Raw genomic sequence first — 13419 nt, forward strand, 5'->3', positions numbered from 1 at the left:
AGACGAATCGTCTCGTCAACGATTTTCGGCGGGTGAAGTGCGGAAGCCGCCGGCGGCACACCTACGCCCCGTGTCCGGGCTTGCCTTCGCACTGCCCTCCGCGTGCGGGGAGGACCGGGTTGATGGAATCTGATGATCATGCGGAGCAAGGACGGGCGGGCGGGCGAAGGCCACGACGTGGAGAAGCTTCTGGACGAGCTCTACACCACGCCGCCGCCCGGTTTCGTCTCCCGTCGCGAGGAACTGGCGGCCCTCACCAAGGCGGCCGGGCAGGTGGAGGACGCCCGTCGCATCCATGCCGCCCGCCGACCCACGCTCGCCGCCTGGGCAGCGAACCTGCTGCTCCGCTCCCGCCCGGAGGAGTGCCAACGGTTCCTGGAACTGGGAGTCGCGCTGCGCGAGGCCTATCAGACCCTGGACGCCAGTGGGATCAAGGAGCTGTCCGAGCAGCGCCGCCATGTCGTCTCGGCGCTGGCCCGGCAGGCCGGCCGGCTCGCCGTCGAGGGCGGGCACGCACTGTCCGACACCGCCCAACAGGGTGTCGAAGCCACGCTGCGCGCCGTACTCGCCGACGAGGACGCGGCCGATCGGTGGGCCACCGGCCGCCTGGAGGCCGCTCTCGCCCAGCCGTCGGACTTCCCCTCCCCCACCGGCGCCCCGGCCGCACCACCGGCGGCACCACCCCGAGCGGCGCCGCGGACTCGGACCAGGGACGAACTCGCCGAGAGGCGTCGCCTGAGACGGGAACAGCTCGCTCAGGCACGTACGTCGGCCGACATCGCCGACCGGCACCTCCACGGCCGGCGTGCCGAGCAAACGGACGCCGAGGCCGTACTCGAGCAGGCACATGACCGGCATGATCGGGCCCGTCGGCAAGTCTCCACGGCCGAGCAGCGGCTTCGCCTGGCGCGCGAACAGCTCCACCTGGCCGCGCAGGAGCAGAAGGCGGCCGAAAAACGGAACCGGGAGGCCGCTCTGGCCGCGGAACGCGCTGAGCGGACCGCACGGGAAGCCGCGCAGGAAGTGAAACGGCTGGCCGGGCCCGTCACGTAGGCAGGGCCCTCAGGTCCATGCCGGAACCCGTCGGCCGGGGACACGGGGCTGGAGGCGGTCGGCCGCTACTGGGGGCGGCGTCCGCCGAGGTCCCCGTCGGGATCGTCCAGGAGAGCGATGCGCGCGGTGATGCGCTTGCCGACCGTTTCCCGCTGGACCTCGAAACCCTGGGCGACAGCCATGACGATCTCCAGACCGTGCTGGCCGACTCTGCCCGCATCGGTGGCCCGGGCCACCGGCAGGACCGGATCACTGTCCCAGACGACGACTTCCACCAGGGCCCCGCAGATGCGAAGCCGCATCAGCACCGGCCCGGGAGCGTACTTGCGCGCGTTGGTGACCAGCTCGCTGACCACCAGCTGGGTCAGGTCCATCGCACGCGCTGACACCGACAGGCCGTGCTCGGACCGGACCCGGGCGAGGAAGTCCGCCGCACGATGGCGCGCCTGGGCAATGACAGGGCCATCACCGTCCAGGGCGACGGCTTCCTGTATCGGACGGGCACCATGCACCGCGTCGCCCTCACCATCGCTCTCGGGAGCTGATTCCACCGGGTCCACCTCTGTTCCCCCGTTCACACCTGCGTGTACCCCGCACCATCTCTCACATGTGCCTTGAACTCGGCTAAAGTACCGAACGGTTGTTCCCTGTTCCATCTGGGCAGGCTTGCAGCGCATGACGTGTCGGAGTCCGAGCCCCATCAGTGAGCGCAGTCGAGGAAACGGTGACAGATACCCACGAAGCAGCCCAGTCCGGCCAGCTGTCGATCGGCGACACCGCTGTCGGCGACATCCGGGTGGTCACCCTGCGCGGCGAGATCGACCACACCGTCAAGGACGAGTTGAGCGAGGCCCTGCTGTCCGCCGAGAGCGCGTCGCCGCGGACAGTGGTGGACCTCAGCGGCGTGACATTCATGGACTCCAGCGGCATCAACGTCTTCGTCATCGTTCACCAGAAGGTGAGCGAGGCAGGGGGATGGCTGCGTTTCGCCGGCGCCCAGGAAGCGGTGCTGCGGGTCCTTCAGCTTGTCGGCCTGGACAAGGTCATCCCCAGCCATCCCACCGTCGAGCAGGCCCTGACCGTCTGACCCCCTTCACACCCTCTCGTGGCACGTCAGGTGTCACCCGGCGGAGGCGTCGTTGGGCGTGCATGCGTGCTGAAGAGCCGTGCGGGCCTGCCCGCGCAGCCAGTCCTGCACGGGGTCGTTGTCGTAGCGCCGGTGCCACGCGAGGTGGATCGGGATGGCCGGCGTCGTCAGCGGCAGAGGCGGGGTACGGAGGCCGAGGTCGTCCAGGAGGGGCGGCTGACGAGTTCGGGGACCGCCGCGACGAGGTCGTGATGGCGCACGAACTGCAGGGCTGTCGCGTTGGTGGCAGCGGGACCAGCGTCCACGCCGGGCCGTTGACCAACAAGCCCTACCAGGGCGACGGCAGCCTCATCCGTGCCGAGGAGTTCAAGCCTCGGATGATGCCTCCCATGGCACCGCGCGCGGGTATCGCCGCCCTGATGGTCGCGGAAGCGGAAGCACCGCGTTTCGCCGACACGGACACCATCGCCTTGTTCGAAAGCCGCTGAACCGTGCCCGTAACCCTCCACCACAGCGCCACGGTCGTGGTGGAGGAACCACGGCGGCCTCGCTGAGTTGCGGCCCGTGCGGCCCGTCACCCGACCGCGGGGCGGGACGCCCTGTCCTATGCGGCGCCGGAACCCTCGAGGAAGTGCAGCAGCACGGCGGCCTCCGCCCGGAGCCGCGCGGCTCGCTCCGCATGCGCGGGCGCGGTCAACTGCGCTGCAGCATCCAGTCGTTCGGTGGCCTCGGACCGCACGACATCCATCACGCGGCGCTCGCTCAGTTCACGCCGCGCCGCCTCGGTGGCGCCGGCCCCGACCGGGGACTGCTCAAGAGCCGTGCCGCGAAGTTCCGACTCGTCCACAGGCACCGCCTCGGCGTTGTCCAGCGCAGCGAGCGTAGTGCGCAGGGCACTGACTGCGGCCTTGTCACGGGCGCGCATCGCTTCCGGCAGTGCTTGACGCATACGAAGACGTACAGACATGCCGACGACCTTATGGCGGCGCCCCTGGACTCACAACGCGATATACGTGCAGGCTCAAAGGACCGTCGGCCGAGGCACCACGCTTCGACAGGCTCGCAGAACGGGACCGCAGTTCCGCGCCCTTCCCGATGGCCGGGTGCTCCAGCCATGGACCGTGATCCAGCCGACCGGGTCGTGCTGTCGAAGCTGCTCCGATCGAGCCGCCGACGGCCGCCGCTACGAGGAGGCCGGATCCGCGCGACCCTCCTTCCTCCGGCCGAGCGTGAGCATCGCCTCGGTGACCTCGCCGACCGCCGCGTCGGGGATCGCAGTGGCGGCCTCCTTGAGGACGAGCAGTCGTGCCCGGGAATCTCGCGCGCGATCGCCTCGCCGTTGCCGACAGGGAAGAACCGGTCGCGACGGCCGTGGACGACGAGCGTGGGGACCTCGATCTCGGGCAGGCGCTCGCGCCAGCGGGGCTTGCAGTCGATTCTGGAGAACACCATGCCCATCTGGTTGGCCATCTGGACCGGGGATGCGGTGCCGGGCGTGCGGTCCCAGATGCGCGCTGCGCTCGCGCGCGCGGCGACGGGATCGTCGCCGAGGATCTCCGCGGCACCAGCGGCGAACTCCGCGACCGCCTCGCGGTCGGTCCAATCGGGCATCGCACGCGCGAACAGCCGGCTCATCGTCGCCTGGTCATGGCCGGGAAGGTCATCGTCGGGCGGGCCAGGGGCAACCGCGCGGGTGCCGACCAGGGTGAGCGCCGAGAACGCGCCTGGATGGTCGAGCACGGCCACCTGGGCGACCATCCCGCTGACGCCGATCCCCGCGAGGTGCGCGGGTCCCCCGCCGAGCGCGCCGGCAAGGGCCGCCGCGTCGGCGGCGAGGCCGCGCAGGGTGTACGTGGGCGCCTCCGGATCCGCCGTCGTCGACTCGCCGCTGTCGCGCAGGTCGTAGCGCACCACACGAAGTCCGCCGGCGGCGAGGCGCTCGCAGAGGGCGTCGGGCCAGGAGAGCATCGTCGTCCCGCCCGCGAGCAGGACGAGTGGCGCGTCGTCGTCGCCGAACGACTCGATGCCCAAGGAGACCCCGTTGACGTCGACAGTGGTCATCGGATCACCGGAAGTCGTCGCGGACCAGCCGATCCGATCGGGGCGCCGCCGCCCGTCAGGATGACGTCGAGGTCCTTGGCGCGGGTGTCCGGACCGTGGTCCGGACAGGGGTCGGGCCCGGTGGCGAAGCCGTCGAGAGAAGCCGAGATGTCGGTGATGGTTCGAGTCATGTCAGGGCAGACCCGATCCGCCGCCCGAAGTCATCGCTCACGCAAGAAACGTGCGACGGATGCGAACGGACGGCACGACGTCCGAGGCGGCACGTTCGGACAAACAGCGGACGATCACCCCTCTGCGCCCTCAGCCGGCTGCCACGTAGAGCTTGCGCAGGGGAGAGCGGATCTCCCACTCGGTTCGCTCCCCCGTGTGCAGGCGTACGAGGGTGCCAGGCGTGAGTTCGATACTCTCACCGGTCTCGAACCGCACGGTGGCATCACCCTCGAGTACGACGAAGACCTCGTCGGCCTCGACGTCGCGCACCGTGCCGGCCGACAACGACCACAGGCCGAGTTGCGTACCGCTGAAGTCGCCCAAGGCCTTCACAGCCGCTGCGGGTCGTCCCACGAGGATGTCGTCCTCCTCCAGGGGCATCGGGTCGAGCTCGACCTCATGCAGGTTGACGCAACGATCTATCACGACACCACTCCCGTATGCACGATCTTCCATCTCTCGTCGGCTCCACTGTCTCACCAGGAGGTTCGTGACTTCACGCTCCAGCTCGTCGTACTCCTCATGCCGGAGAGCGTCAGTGGGGCCGAGCGCGTCGTACGAAGCTTTTGTGGCGTACCCGGTCGCAGTTTTTGTGCCTCACCGCAGGCTGAGTTCCTCGCGCGCGCCCGTCACCCACCGCAGCACGCCGTGGGAGTCGGTGCTCTCGGCCAGCTCCGTGGCTTCGTCGAGCAGCGCCACCGCATCGTCCGGCCGCCCCTGCTGGGCAGCCAGATACGCCAGCCCGACCAGGTTCGCCGCCACTCCCGGCAGGAATCCCAGCTCCCGGCGGAGGCGAGTGGACTCCTCGAAATGCGCCCGGGCCTCGTCCAGGCGGCCGGCCATGTGGGCGGCGAAGCCGAGGTGCCGCAGCGCGTAGGACGTGGTCAGCCGGTCGTCGGCCCGGGCGGCCAGGGCGAGGGCACGTTCGAAGGCGGGCACGGCGCTCCCGGCATCCTCACGGACCACTTGGTGGAAGGTGCCGACCCAGAACACCGCCTCGCCCTCGCCGCGCGCGTCACCGAGCCGCCGGTACAGCTCCGCCGCACGCTCGAAGAGCTCCAACTCCCGCGCGTCCTCGGCCCGCTCCTCCAGGAAGCGGGCGTGGATCACCCGGCCGCGGGTCAGCGCAAGGTCCGCCTCGACCTCGTCCAGACACCGGTCGGCGGACACCAACGCACTGCTCTCACCGCCGAACACGGCACGCTCGTAGAGGAGTTCGGCTCGCCTGATCCGCTCGTCGGCAGTCATCCCGTGATCGTACCGAGGGCATCGCAGGGAGTTCGAACTCCGGCGAACACACGCTCTGCGCTCGTCCGGTCTCCGCGAACGCGGCGGACGTGGCGCAGGAGCAAGCCCCACGGCTCCACGTGTACTTCCCTGTCCGGGGTACCTCGTGCGGCTCGCAATCACCCCGGCCTCAGCTGTTGAACGCGTTCAAAAAGAGAGGCTAGGGTGATGTCGAACGACGCCGAGGGGGTTCGATGAAGGTAGTGCTGCCCGGGGGAACCGGACAGGTGGGCACGATTCTCGACCGTGCGCTGACAGCGGCCGGCCACGAGGTCACGGTGGTGACCCGACATCCCGTGCGGGCGCATGACGTCGGCTGGGACGGGGCCACGCTCGGCCGTTGGGCCGCGGCGATCGACGGCTGCGATGCCGTGATCAACCTGGCCGGGCGCAGTGTTTCCTGCCGGTACACCCCCGAGAACCTGCGGGCCATGATGGATTCCCGGGTGGACTCGGCACGGGTGGTCGGCGAGGCGATCGCCGCCGCCGCGCGGCCACCGCGTGTCTGGCTGCAGATGAGTACGGCGACGGTCTACGCCCACCGGTTCGACGCGGCACACGACGAGGAGACCGGTGTGATCGGCGGCTCGGAGGCCGGGGTGCCGGACTACTGGGCGTACAGCGTCGAGATCGCACAGAACTGGGAGCGGGCGCAGGCCGAGGCGCCGACCCCCACGACCCGCAAGGTGGCGCTGCGCTCGGCGATGGTCATGAGCCCGGATCGGGGCGGCGTGTTCGACGTGCTGTCGCGGCTGACGCGCCTCGGCTTGGGCGGTCCGGTGGCCGGTGGCGCGCAGTACGTCTCCTGGATCCAGGACGAGGACTTCGTGCGAGCGGTGGAGTTCCTGATCGCCCGGGACGACCTCGAGGGACCGGTGAACCTCGCCTCGCCGGGTCCTCTGCCGCAGCGCGACTTCATGCGGGCGCTGCGCTCCGCCTGGGGCGTCCCGGTGGGACTACCGGCAACGCGCTGGATGGCCGAGCTGGGAGCCTTCGCACTGCGCTCGGACACGGAGCTGCTCCTCAAGAGCCGCCGGGTGGTGCCGGGGCGACTGCGTGCGGCCGGCTTCACCTTCGCGCACCCCGAGTGGGAGGGGGCCGCCACGTCCCTCGTAGAGCAGGCCAGGTCGGTTCGTGCGGGGTCGGGTCGGGCCCGTGAATCGAGCAGCCACGCCGCGTAGATGTTCGCCGGGCGCGTGTCGGCGCCCCGAGCCGTGCGGGCCCGTTCCGCCGAACGCCCACCGCGGGAGCAACGCTCCGACGGTGGAAGTCGAGCGGCCCGCAGATCGACGCAGTCCTCCCCCTCCAGCCGCTCTGAAGGTCACGGTGACTTCCGGGGCTCTTGACTCGGGTCACCGCTGTGTCGACGGAGCCCGTCGGTGTGGCGGGCGACGTCATCGACGCGCGCCGCGAGATCGGGGTGGCCGGATGCCAGGTAGGCGTGCGTCAGCGCGAGGGGGCCGACCAGAGCCGCAGCGTCGTTCTCGGCGAGGGCGGCAGTGAGCTCGCCGAGAGGGCTGCGGGCGGCAGCGGGGAGATCGGTGAGCGCGGTGATCTGGCCGGCGAGCTGGCGCAGGTCCGCGGCATTGGCGCGCGCCCAGGCGGTGACGGTGCGGTCGGCGGCGCGTCGGTCGCGCGTGGCCCGAACCCGCTGCTCACCCGTGGAGCCCGGGCTCCCCGGGCGTACACGCAGGTAACGCCGTTCGGCGGCCTGGCGACTGGAGACGCCGAGAGGGTGGGCCAGGTCCGCCCAGCTGGCGCCTGCCTCCCGCGCCCCTTCGATCAGACCCGGTTCCCACTCGGCGAGCTGGTCGCGCACTTCGCGGAGCAGCAGGAGCGCGGTGAGCGCCTGCTCCGAGCTGGTCTGGAAAGGCTCCGGGGGCTCCCCCTCCCGCTCCCGCGGTGTCTGAGCGGAGCGCAGAGCATCGTGCATCGTGTGCAGCGCCGCGGTGGCGAGAAAGGGGGTGGGGGCTAGACCCCGGGCGCGGGGGTCGGGCTGATCCGCCATGGCCATGAAACCTCCAGCGCGTGATGTCATCGCATGGACGACACGCAACTTGTCATCACTTCGATGACATGCTACAACGATTGGCAGGTGAACCGCATTGGCAGCATGTGCCTGACCTGAACACTGGAGGTGTTTCCCCATGTTGATGCGCACCGACCCCTTCCGTGAGCTGGATCGACTCACTCAGCAGCTCCTGAACACCGCCGGCACCTGGTCCCGGCCGTCGGCCATGCCGATGGACGCCTACCGCGAGGGTGAGGAGTACGTGATCGCCCTCGACCTGCCCGGTGTCTCCAGGGACGCGATCGACATCGACGTCGAGCGGAACATGCTGACCGTCAAGGCCGAGCGGCGCCCCGTCACCAAGGCGGAGGACGTACAGGTGGAGCTCTCCGAGCGGCCTCTGGGCGTCTTCTCCCGCCAGGTCGTACTGGCCGACGCCCTGGACACCGAGCGCATCAAGGCGGACTACGACGCGGGTGTACTGACCCTGCGCATCCCGATCGCCGAGCGCGCCAAGCCCCGCAAGGTCACCATCGGCGGCAGCTCCACCCGCACGGAGATCAGCGGCTGAGTCCCCTGCCTGCCACGACAGAGACGGGAGGGCGGCCGCTGATGCGGCCACCCCCTGTCTTCGCTCGCCGCCACACACGCGAGGGAGCAGTGATGGCCATGCGATGGACGACGTTCCTGGGCCAGATCAAGGAACACGGCGCATACGAGACCACCGAAGAGGCCGAGCGGGCAGCCCGGACGGTGCTGGCACTCCTGGGTGCCCACCTGGTCGGAGGGGTACGGGCCGAGCTGGCGGCCCGACTGCCGGACGAACTGGCACTGATCCTGCTCAATCCGCTCCAGGCGCACGAGCCGCTCTCCCCCGAGCGGTTCGTGCGGGCCGCCGCGGCATGGATCGAGGGAGCCACCGAACAGACCGCGGCCTGGGACGTGGGCGCCGTGCTCAGCGTGGCCTCGGACGCCGCGGGCGAAGAGCTCACCCGTCGGCTTCTGCTCCAACTCCCAGCGGGCTACGACCTGCTGTTCGGCCGTCCCCAACGCATCCAGTAACCGCGACGACCCCTCTCTCCTGACCGAGCAACAGCGGTGGCCGGCCGGCGGAACCGGCCACCGCATCGAGATCACCCCAGACCAGAAAGGCTACGCGTCACCGATGATGCCCCAGCAGGAACTGTGCCGGACCACCACGAGCATGACGTTCGAGCAGATGCTGGAAAGAGTGCGGTACGAAGGCGCGTACCCCACTCGCGCACAGGCCGAAGCGTCCGTACACGCCGTACTGGGCGCTCTCGGGCGCCAGCTCACCGGCGACGAACGCGTGGAGCTCGCGGCCGCACTGCCGCACGAGGCCGCCCTGGCCTTCACGTCCGAGATCCCCGCGACCGAACCCCTCACCGGCTGGGGCTTCGTCAGGGATCTGGCGTCCCGCACAGGCGGCTCGACAGCCACCACACGCTGGGACACCGGTACCGTCCTTCGCATCGTGGCCCAACTCGCCGGCGAGGAGCTCCTCAGCCGCATCCTCACCCAACTCCCCTCCGGGTACGCCCTGTTGTTCGGCCGTGCGGAACTCACCCGGGCGGCATGACGCACGGAAGACGTGCACGCGGGCGACGCCCCCGGCCCTCTCACCCGGCTCGGGACAAGCCCGCCCGCACGGCTCGTCGAGTCCACTCCGCCCGCAGTACTCTGTCCGGAGTGCTGTGAACCTGTTAATACCTTTGGAGTGGGCTCGATGGTGCGCCGGAACGACGAAAGAAGGGCCGCCCTCGTGGACGGCGCCATCGAGGTTCTGGCCAGGGAGGGCGCGCGTGGCCTGACGTTCCGGGCCGTGGACACCGAGGCCGCTGTGCCGGCCGGCACAGCCTCCAACTACTTCAGCAACCGCGACGACCTGCTCACCCAGGCGGGCGCCCGCGTCTACGAGCGGCTCCAGCCCGACGAGGCGACCATCACCCGGCAGCGGACGAGCGCTCGGGACCGAGAGACCTACGCGGTCCTGATGCGCGAACTCGTGGGCCGGATCAGCGACTTCCGCACCGGCTACCTCGCACTTCTCGAACTCCGCCTCGAAGCCACCCGGCGGCCGCAGCTCCGCGCGGTGCTGACCGAGCAGGTGCGGGCCGACCTCGCGGCCAACGTGGCCTACCACGAGGCATCCGGCCTGCCTGGCGACGCCACCGCCGTCCAGTTGCTGTACCTGACACTCAACTGGCTGATCGTCGAGCAGCTCACCCTCCCGGACGTACTCTCGGACGCCCAGAGGGAAGGGCTCGTGACAGCCGCCGTCGAACGGCTGACAGCTGGCCCTCCCCACCAGGACCGGGTGCGGTGAGCAGCCGACCCCGGGAGGAACGGCCGTCGTGATCCTTTGCATGCCAGTGACAGCCCTCGCCGCCCTCGCGACGGTCACGTTCCTCCTCCTCCGCCTTCTCGCAGTCGCCTTGCCGGGCAACAGGCACTGGTCCGGGTGACGGCAGCAGCATCGGCGGCCTGCGCCGCCATGCCGGCGGCGATCGCATGGGCCGCCCGGTCCCGCGCGCGCCCGGCTACCGGCTGACAGCGGGCGCCGCCAGGCTGCGACCCGCAGACTCCCCCGAGGCGGCGCGCGCCCGAAGCGCCAACCATCTCACCGTGGACAATTCGGCAAGGCTCGCCCCGCCGCTCAGGCACATCCCGGCGGTTCGTCCTTGGACGGTACGAATTGCATCGTGGGCATTCCGGCGGCGTCGAAGTTGGCCGCGTCCGGGCCGATCAGAGTCATGTAACCGGCAATCCTCTGACTGTGCGGAGCAGGTGGCTCCCCCTTGACCTGCTCGACGCCGGGGAAGACGGAGTCAAGAACCCACCAACGACCGCCGAACATCACCGACTTGATTCCGCAGTGCGTGTAGATGTCGTACGGATACGGCTTGTGCTGTCTGGGCTTGGCCGGCCCTTCCTGCCACTTGTCCTTCACGACGGTGCGGGCGGGCAGGGTGGGGCCGGTCCGAGCCTCCTCGCCCTGGTTGTCGGACGCGGACGAGCAACCGGTGAGCAACAGTCCAGCGCTCAGAAGCAGTACAGCTGATTGACGCGATGCCTTCATACAGTGGTGGACGCCACGGGCACGCGTTCCGTTCGAGCCATGTCCGTTCTCCACCTGGACCTCTCCCCCTCCACAGCGCTTCCGCCGCCACTCGCCACCGTGGCCGACACCCAAGCCGTGCGCGAGAAGCGCCGACCCCGACGTTGACATAGTTGGTTAACGGCGTTAGCTTTTAGCTAAGCGGATTAGCCGAGCTTGGGGGATGTCATGACCGAGTACCTTGCCGTCGACGGCGGCACGATCGCTTACGAAGTGGCCGGGACCGGCCCACTGATCGTTCTCGCGCACGGCATGGGTGACAGCCGCGCCGCCTACCGTGCCGTGATCCCTCCGCTGGTGGCGGCCGGGTACCGGGTCGCCGCCGTCGATCTGCGCGGCTGCGGTGAGTCCAGCGTCGACTGGCCCGCCTGGAGCCGCACCGCCATCGCCGGCGACCTGCTCGCCGTGATTCGTCACCTGGGTGGTCCGGCCGTACTCGTCGGTCACTCGGTCTCCGGCGGCGCCGCCACCATCGCGGCCTCGCAGGAGCCCGCACTCGTCACCGCAGTCGTCGAGTTGGCACCGTTCACCCGCAAGCAGTCGGTCCGCCTCGGCGACCTGCGGGTGAAGCGCTTCAGACAGGGCATGCTGCGGCTGCTCGGCACGACCGCGTTCGCCAGCGTGCCGCTCTGGCGCTCGTACCTCGATGTGGCCTACCCCGGCACGAAGCCTGCCGACTGGGCCCAGCGGCTGGGCCGTATCGACTCCCAGCTGCGCGAGCCGGGCCGGATGAAGGCGCTCCAGAGCATGGGCCGCAGCGCTCCGACCGACGCAGGCGCTCGACTCGGGGGCGTCCGCTGCCCGGTCCTGGTCGTGATGGGCACCCTCGACCCCGACTGGGCCGACCCCCACGCCGAGGGTTCGGCGATCGTCGACGCCCTGCCGACCGGCCTCGGTCACCTGGAGATGATCGAGGGCGCCGGGCACTACCCGCACGACCAGTTCCCCGACCAGGTGGTCTCACTCACGCTCGGCTTCCTCCGATCGGACGCCGCCCGTGCCTAGGGCCGGCCTGGACCCGGCAGCCGTGGTCGCGGCCGGTGCCGCCCTGGCCGACGAGGTGGGCCCCACCAACTGGACGATGGGATTGCTGGCCGAGCGGGTGGGCGTGCGCACCCCGTCCCTCTACAAGCATGTGGGCGGACAGGAGGACCTCAGCAGGCGCATCGCGGCCCTGGCCATGAGCGAGGCCGCCGACGCCGTCGGCGGCGCGATCCAGGGATACGCCGGCCGCGACGCCCTGGCGGCCGCGGCGCGGGCCTTCCGTGCCTTCGTACTCAAGCACCCCGGCCGGTACGCCACGACGATCGGCATGGAGCCTCGCGGCCCCGACGACCCCCTGGCCGCCGCAGGTCAGCGGCTCCTCGAAGCGTTCATGGCCGTCCTGCGCGGCTACGGGATCAAGGAATCCGACACGGATCACGCCCTACGCATGCTCCGCAGCCTCTACCACGGCTTCGCCACCCTGCAGGCGGCCAACGGTTTCCAGTGGAGCGCCGACATCGACGAGAGCTACGAATGGCTGATCGCCTTCACCGACCGGGGCCTGCGCGCTCTCTGAGAGTGCGCTGGAGGGGGCCTGCGTGCGGGACGGTCACGGCCTCACAGCTGGTGTTCAGGCCGCCGCGGTCGGGTTCGCCGACTCCGCAGTGCGGCGGTTTTCGGCGTTGATGCGCTGAGCCTCTTCGAGCTGGTCCTCGAGGATGACGATGCGGCAGGCCGCCTCGATGGGCGTGCCCTGGTCGACGAGTTCCCGGGCTCGAGCGGCGATGCGGAGCTGGTAGCGGGAGTAACGGCGATGTCCGCCCTCTGAGCGGAGCGGGGTGATGAGGCGGGCTTCTCCGATGGCGCGGAGAAAACCCTGGGTGGTGCCGAGCATTTCGGCTGCCCTGCCCATCGTGTAGGCGGGGTAGTCGTCGTCGTCGAGACGGCCGAACGCGTCGTCTGCTGTCACGTGCACCTCTCTGTAGAGCGCGTGGAGGGGCCCTGGTGCCGAACGGCACCAGGGCCCCGAAGGAACTGCTACACCATCTGCCGGCCCTGGTACTGCACCGGCCTACTGTCTCCGCATACCCGACCGAGACACTGTCGGGCTTGCCAGACCTTGCTGTCTCCATGGGTTACGAGAGAAACCGTAGCCGCACCCCCATCCAATGTCTACTGTGGCCAACATAGATTTTGCGCGTCCGACAGTGGGTTATTCACCCTCGGACAGCTACGGGAGAGTCGGTGCACGAGCCGTCACAGCCCAGCCGACGGGGTACGGCGACCACCGGTCCCCCAAGGAGGCCGGTTTCCCTGAGCGATCACCGGGCACCCGCCGAGTGATCAGCCGTGTAGCGGCACACCAGATCCGGCGCACCCTGCCGGAGGAGAACGGAGGTCCACCATGTTGAAGGCAATCGCGGATGTTCTTCGTTCCATCGGCGGAGCTATCGCCACCGTCGTGACCCTGCCGTTCCGGGCCGTGGCCCGTCTGTTCGGCGGTGCCTCGAGCTCCGCCCACGGCCGCCACTGACCGCTCGTCGCGTGGCGCGGCGGCAGTACCCAAGACCTGAGCCCGGCTGGCCC

21 protein-coding genes are annotated in these 13419 nt (G+C 70.0%); 12 read left to right on the plus strand and 9 right to left on the minus strand.

The window, feature by feature from the left end; translation table 11 throughout:
• Window positions 1-138: 138 nt before the first annotated feature.
• Window positions 139-1053 (plus strand): hypothetical protein, encoded by a 915-nt coding sequence (locus tag O1Q96_RS27590; protein ID WP_269250716.1) that lies wholly within the window; start codon window positions 139-141, stop codon window positions 1051-1053.
• 65 nt (window positions 1054-1118) lie between these two features.
• Here O1Q96_RS27590 and O1Q96_RS27595 read toward each other — a convergent pair whose 3' ends face one another.
• On the minus strand, window positions 1119-1508 hold the full coding sequence (locus tag O1Q96_RS27595) for an ATP-binding protein (RefSeq protein WP_269253744.1): 390 nt from the start codon (window positions 1506-1508) through the stop codon (window positions 1119-1121).
• Between O1Q96_RS27595 and O1Q96_RS27600 the strand changes: the two genes are divergently transcribed.
• The 3 genes from O1Q96_RS27600 to O1Q96_RS27610 all read left to right on the plus strand — a co-directional run bounded on the left by O1Q96_RS27600 (window position 1452) and on the right by O1Q96_RS27610 (window position 2628).
• Window positions 1452-1598 (plus strand): hypothetical protein, encoded by a 147-nt coding sequence (locus tag O1Q96_RS27600; protein WP_269253980.1) that lies wholly within the window; start codon window positions 1452-1454, stop codon window positions 1596-1598. The two genes, O1Q96_RS27595 and O1Q96_RS27600, sit on opposite strands and share 57 nt — an antisense overlap.
• A 179-nt stretch (window positions 1599-1777) precedes the next feature.
• Window positions 1778-2140, plus strand: a complete 363-nt coding sequence (locus O1Q96_RS27605) for an STAS domain-containing protein (RefSeq protein ID WP_269250717.1) — start codon at window positions 1778-1780, stop codon at window positions 2138-2140.
• Between the two features lie 251 nt (window positions 2141-2391).
• Window positions 2392-2628, plus strand: a complete 237-nt coding sequence (locus O1Q96_RS27610; RefSeq protein WP_269250718.1) for a hypothetical protein — start codon at window positions 2392-2394, stop codon at window positions 2626-2628.
• A gap of 116 nt (window positions 2629-2744) precedes the next feature.
• Here O1Q96_RS27610 and O1Q96_RS27615 read toward each other — a convergent pair whose 3' ends face one another.
• The 5 genes from O1Q96_RS27615 to O1Q96_RS27635 form a co-directional block, all read right to left on the minus strand.
• Window positions 2745-3011 carry a GatB/YqeY domain-containing protein gene (locus O1Q96_RS27615; protein WP_269253745.1) on the minus strand — a complete coding sequence of 89 codons (267 nt, stop codon included), beginning with the start codon at window positions 3009-3011 and terminating at the stop codon, window positions 2745-2747.
• Window positions 2903-4201, minus strand: coding sequence for an alpha/beta fold hydrolase (locus O1Q96_RS27620; RefSeq protein ID WP_269250719.1), 1299 nt, complete (start codon window positions 4199-4201; stop codon window positions 2903-2905). The genes O1Q96_RS27615 and O1Q96_RS27620 overlap by 109 nt, the downstream gene beginning before the upstream one ends.
• Window positions 4198-4371 (minus strand): hypothetical protein, encoded by a 174-nt coding sequence (locus tag O1Q96_RS27625; protein WP_269250720.1) that lies wholly within the window; start codon window positions 4369-4371, stop codon window positions 4198-4200. The genes O1Q96_RS27620 and O1Q96_RS27625 overlap by 4 nt, the downstream gene beginning before the upstream one ends.
• Window positions 4372-4501: 130 nt before the next feature.
• The gene (locus O1Q96_RS27630) at window positions 4502-4837 is read right to left on the minus strand and encodes a cupin domain-containing protein (protein WP_269250721.1); all 336 of its coding nucleotides are present in this window, start codon (window positions 4835-4837) and stop codon (window positions 4502-4504) included.
• Window positions 4838-5008: 171 nt separating this feature from the next.
• Complete coding sequence (locus O1Q96_RS27635; RefSeq protein ID WP_269250722.1) at window positions 5009-5659, minus strand: tetratricopeptide repeat protein; 651 nt, start codon at window positions 5657-5659, stop codon at window positions 5009-5011.
• 233 nt (window positions 5660-5892) lie between these two features.
• On the opposite strand from O1Q96_RS27635, the gene O1Q96_RS27640 reads away from it, so the two are divergent.
• On the plus strand, window positions 5893-6879 hold the full coding sequence (locus tag O1Q96_RS27640; RefSeq protein WP_269250723.1) for a TIGR01777 family oxidoreductase: 987 nt from the start codon (window positions 5893-5895) through the stop codon (window positions 6877-6879).
• Window positions 6880-7019: 140 nt separating this feature from the next.
• Here the strand turns inward: O1Q96_RS27640 and O1Q96_RS27645 are convergent, their stop codons facing one another.
• Window positions 7020-7712, minus strand: a complete 693-nt coding sequence (locus O1Q96_RS27645) for a type III effector protein (protein WP_269250724.1) — start codon at window positions 7710-7712, stop codon at window positions 7020-7022.
• A 133-nt stretch (window positions 7713-7845) separates the two neighbouring features.
• Between O1Q96_RS27645 and O1Q96_RS27650 the strand changes: the two genes are divergently transcribed.
• From O1Q96_RS27650 to O1Q96_RS27665, 4 genes are all read left to right on the plus strand, one after another.
• Window positions 7846-8280 (plus strand): Hsp20/alpha crystallin family protein, encoded by a 435-nt coding sequence (locus tag O1Q96_RS27650; RefSeq protein ID WP_269250725.1) that lies wholly within the window; start codon window positions 7846-7848, stop codon window positions 8278-8280.
• 92 nt (window positions 8281-8372) lie between these two features.
• Complete coding sequence (locus O1Q96_RS27655) at window positions 8373-8771, plus strand: DUF2267 domain-containing protein (RefSeq protein WP_269250726.1); 399 nt, start codon at window positions 8373-8375, stop codon at window positions 8769-8771.
• A gap of 103 nt (window positions 8772-8874) precedes the next feature.
• On the plus strand, window positions 8875-9309 hold the full coding sequence (locus O1Q96_RS27660; RefSeq protein WP_269250727.1) for a DUF2267 domain-containing protein: 435 nt from the start codon (window positions 8875-8877) through the stop codon (window positions 9307-9309).
• Window positions 9310-9456: 147 nt separating this feature from the next.
• Window positions 9457-10056, plus strand: coding sequence for a TetR/AcrR family transcriptional regulator (locus tag O1Q96_RS27665; RefSeq protein ID WP_269250728.1), 600 nt, complete (start codon window positions 9457-9459; stop codon window positions 10054-10056).
• Between the two features lie 330 nt (window positions 10057-10386).
• On the opposite strand, the gene O1Q96_RS27670 is transcribed toward O1Q96_RS27665, so the two are convergent.
• Entirely contained in the window at window positions 10387-10761 is a 375-nt protein-coding gene (locus O1Q96_RS27670; RefSeq protein WP_269250729.1) for a hypothetical protein, read from the minus strand.
• A 255-nt stretch (window positions 10762-11016) separates the two neighbouring features.
• Between O1Q96_RS27670 and O1Q96_RS27675 the strand changes: the two genes are divergently transcribed.
• Together O1Q96_RS27675 and O1Q96_RS27680 are read left to right on the plus strand one after the other, a co-directional pair.
• On the plus strand, window positions 11017-11853 hold the full coding sequence (locus tag O1Q96_RS27675) for an alpha/beta fold hydrolase (protein ID WP_269250730.1): 837 nt from the start codon (window positions 11017-11019) through the stop codon (window positions 11851-11853).
• Window positions 11854-11875: 22 nt separating this feature from the next.
• Entirely contained in the window at window positions 11876-12409 is a 534-nt protein-coding gene (locus O1Q96_RS27680; protein WP_269253746.1) for a TetR/AcrR family transcriptional regulator, read from the plus strand.
• A 54-nt stretch (window positions 12410-12463) separates the two neighbouring features.
• Here O1Q96_RS27680 and O1Q96_RS27685 read toward each other — a convergent pair whose 3' ends face one another.
• Window positions 12464-12802 (minus strand): MerR family transcriptional regulator, encoded by a 339-nt coding sequence (locus O1Q96_RS27685; protein ID WP_269250731.1) that lies wholly within the window; start codon window positions 12800-12802, stop codon window positions 12464-12466.
• Window positions 12803-13237: 435 nt separating this feature from the next.
• On the opposite strand from O1Q96_RS27685, the gene O1Q96_RS27690 reads away from it, so the two are divergent.
• Complete coding sequence (locus O1Q96_RS27690; protein WP_269250732.1) at window positions 13238-13366, plus strand: LPFR motif small protein; 129 nt, start codon at window positions 13238-13240, stop codon at window positions 13364-13366.
• Window positions 13367-13419 lie beyond the last annotated feature (53 nt).

It is taken from the genome of Streptomyces aurantiacus, assembly GCF_027107535.1.
Taxonomy (GTDB): Bacteria; Actinomycetota; Actinomycetes; order Streptomycetales; family Streptomycetaceae; genus Streptomyces.

What these genes read in the sequence shown, in the direction of transcription:
- O1Q96_RS27645 (WP_269250724.1), bottom strand. Translation starts at nt 7,712, where the DNA reads ATGGCCATGGCGGATCAGCCCGACCCCCGCGCCCGGGGTCTAGCCCCC.
- O1Q96_RS27660 (WP_269250727.1), top strand. Translation starts at nt 8,875, where the DNA reads ATGATGCCCCAGCAGGAACTGTGCCGGACCACCACGAGCATGACGTTC.
- O1Q96_RS27635 (WP_269250722.1), bottom strand. Translation starts at nt 5,659, where the DNA reads ATGACTGCCGACGAGCGGATCAGGCGAGCCGAACTCCTCTACGAGCGT.
- O1Q96_RS27675 (WP_269250730.1), top strand. Translation starts at nt 11,017, where the DNA reads ATGACCGAGTACCTTGCCGTCGACGGCGGCACGATCGCTTACGAAGTG.
- O1Q96_RS27655 (WP_269250726.1), top strand. Translation starts at nt 8,373, where the DNA reads ATGGCCATGCGATGGACGACGTTCCTGGGCCAGATCAAGGAACACGGC.
- O1Q96_RS27610 (WP_269250718.1), top strand. Translation starts at nt 2,392, where the DNA reads ATGGCGCACGAACTGCAGGGCTGTCGCGTTGGTGGCAGCGGGACCAGC.
- O1Q96_RS27590 (WP_269250716.1), top strand. Translation starts at nt 139, where the DNA reads ATGCGGAGCAAGGACGGGCGGGCGGGCGAAGGCCACGACGTGGAGAAG.
- O1Q96_RS27620 (WP_269250719.1), bottom strand. Translation starts at nt 4,201, where the DNA reads ATGACCACTGTCGACGTCAACGGGGTCTCCTTGGGCATCGAGTCGTTC.
- O1Q96_RS27640 (WP_269250723.1), top strand. Translation starts at nt 5,893, where the DNA reads ATGAAGGTAGTGCTGCCCGGGGGAACCGGACAGGTGGGCACGATTCTC.
- O1Q96_RS27665 (WP_269250728.1), top strand. Translation starts at nt 9,457, where the DNA reads ATGGTGCGCCGGAACGACGAAAGAAGGGCCGCCCTCGTGGACGGCGCC.
- O1Q96_RS27690 (WP_269250732.1), top strand. Translation starts at nt 13,238, where the DNA reads ATGTTGAAGGCAATCGCGGATGTTCTTCGTTCCATCGGCGGAGCTATC.
- O1Q96_RS27650 (WP_269250725.1), top strand. Translation starts at nt 7,846, where the DNA reads ATGTTGATGCGCACCGACCCCTTCCGTGAGCTGGATCGACTCACTCAG.
- O1Q96_RS27625 (WP_269250720.1), bottom strand. Translation starts at nt 4,371, where the DNA reads ATGACTCGAACCATCACCGACATCTCGGCTTCTCTCGACGGCTTCGCC.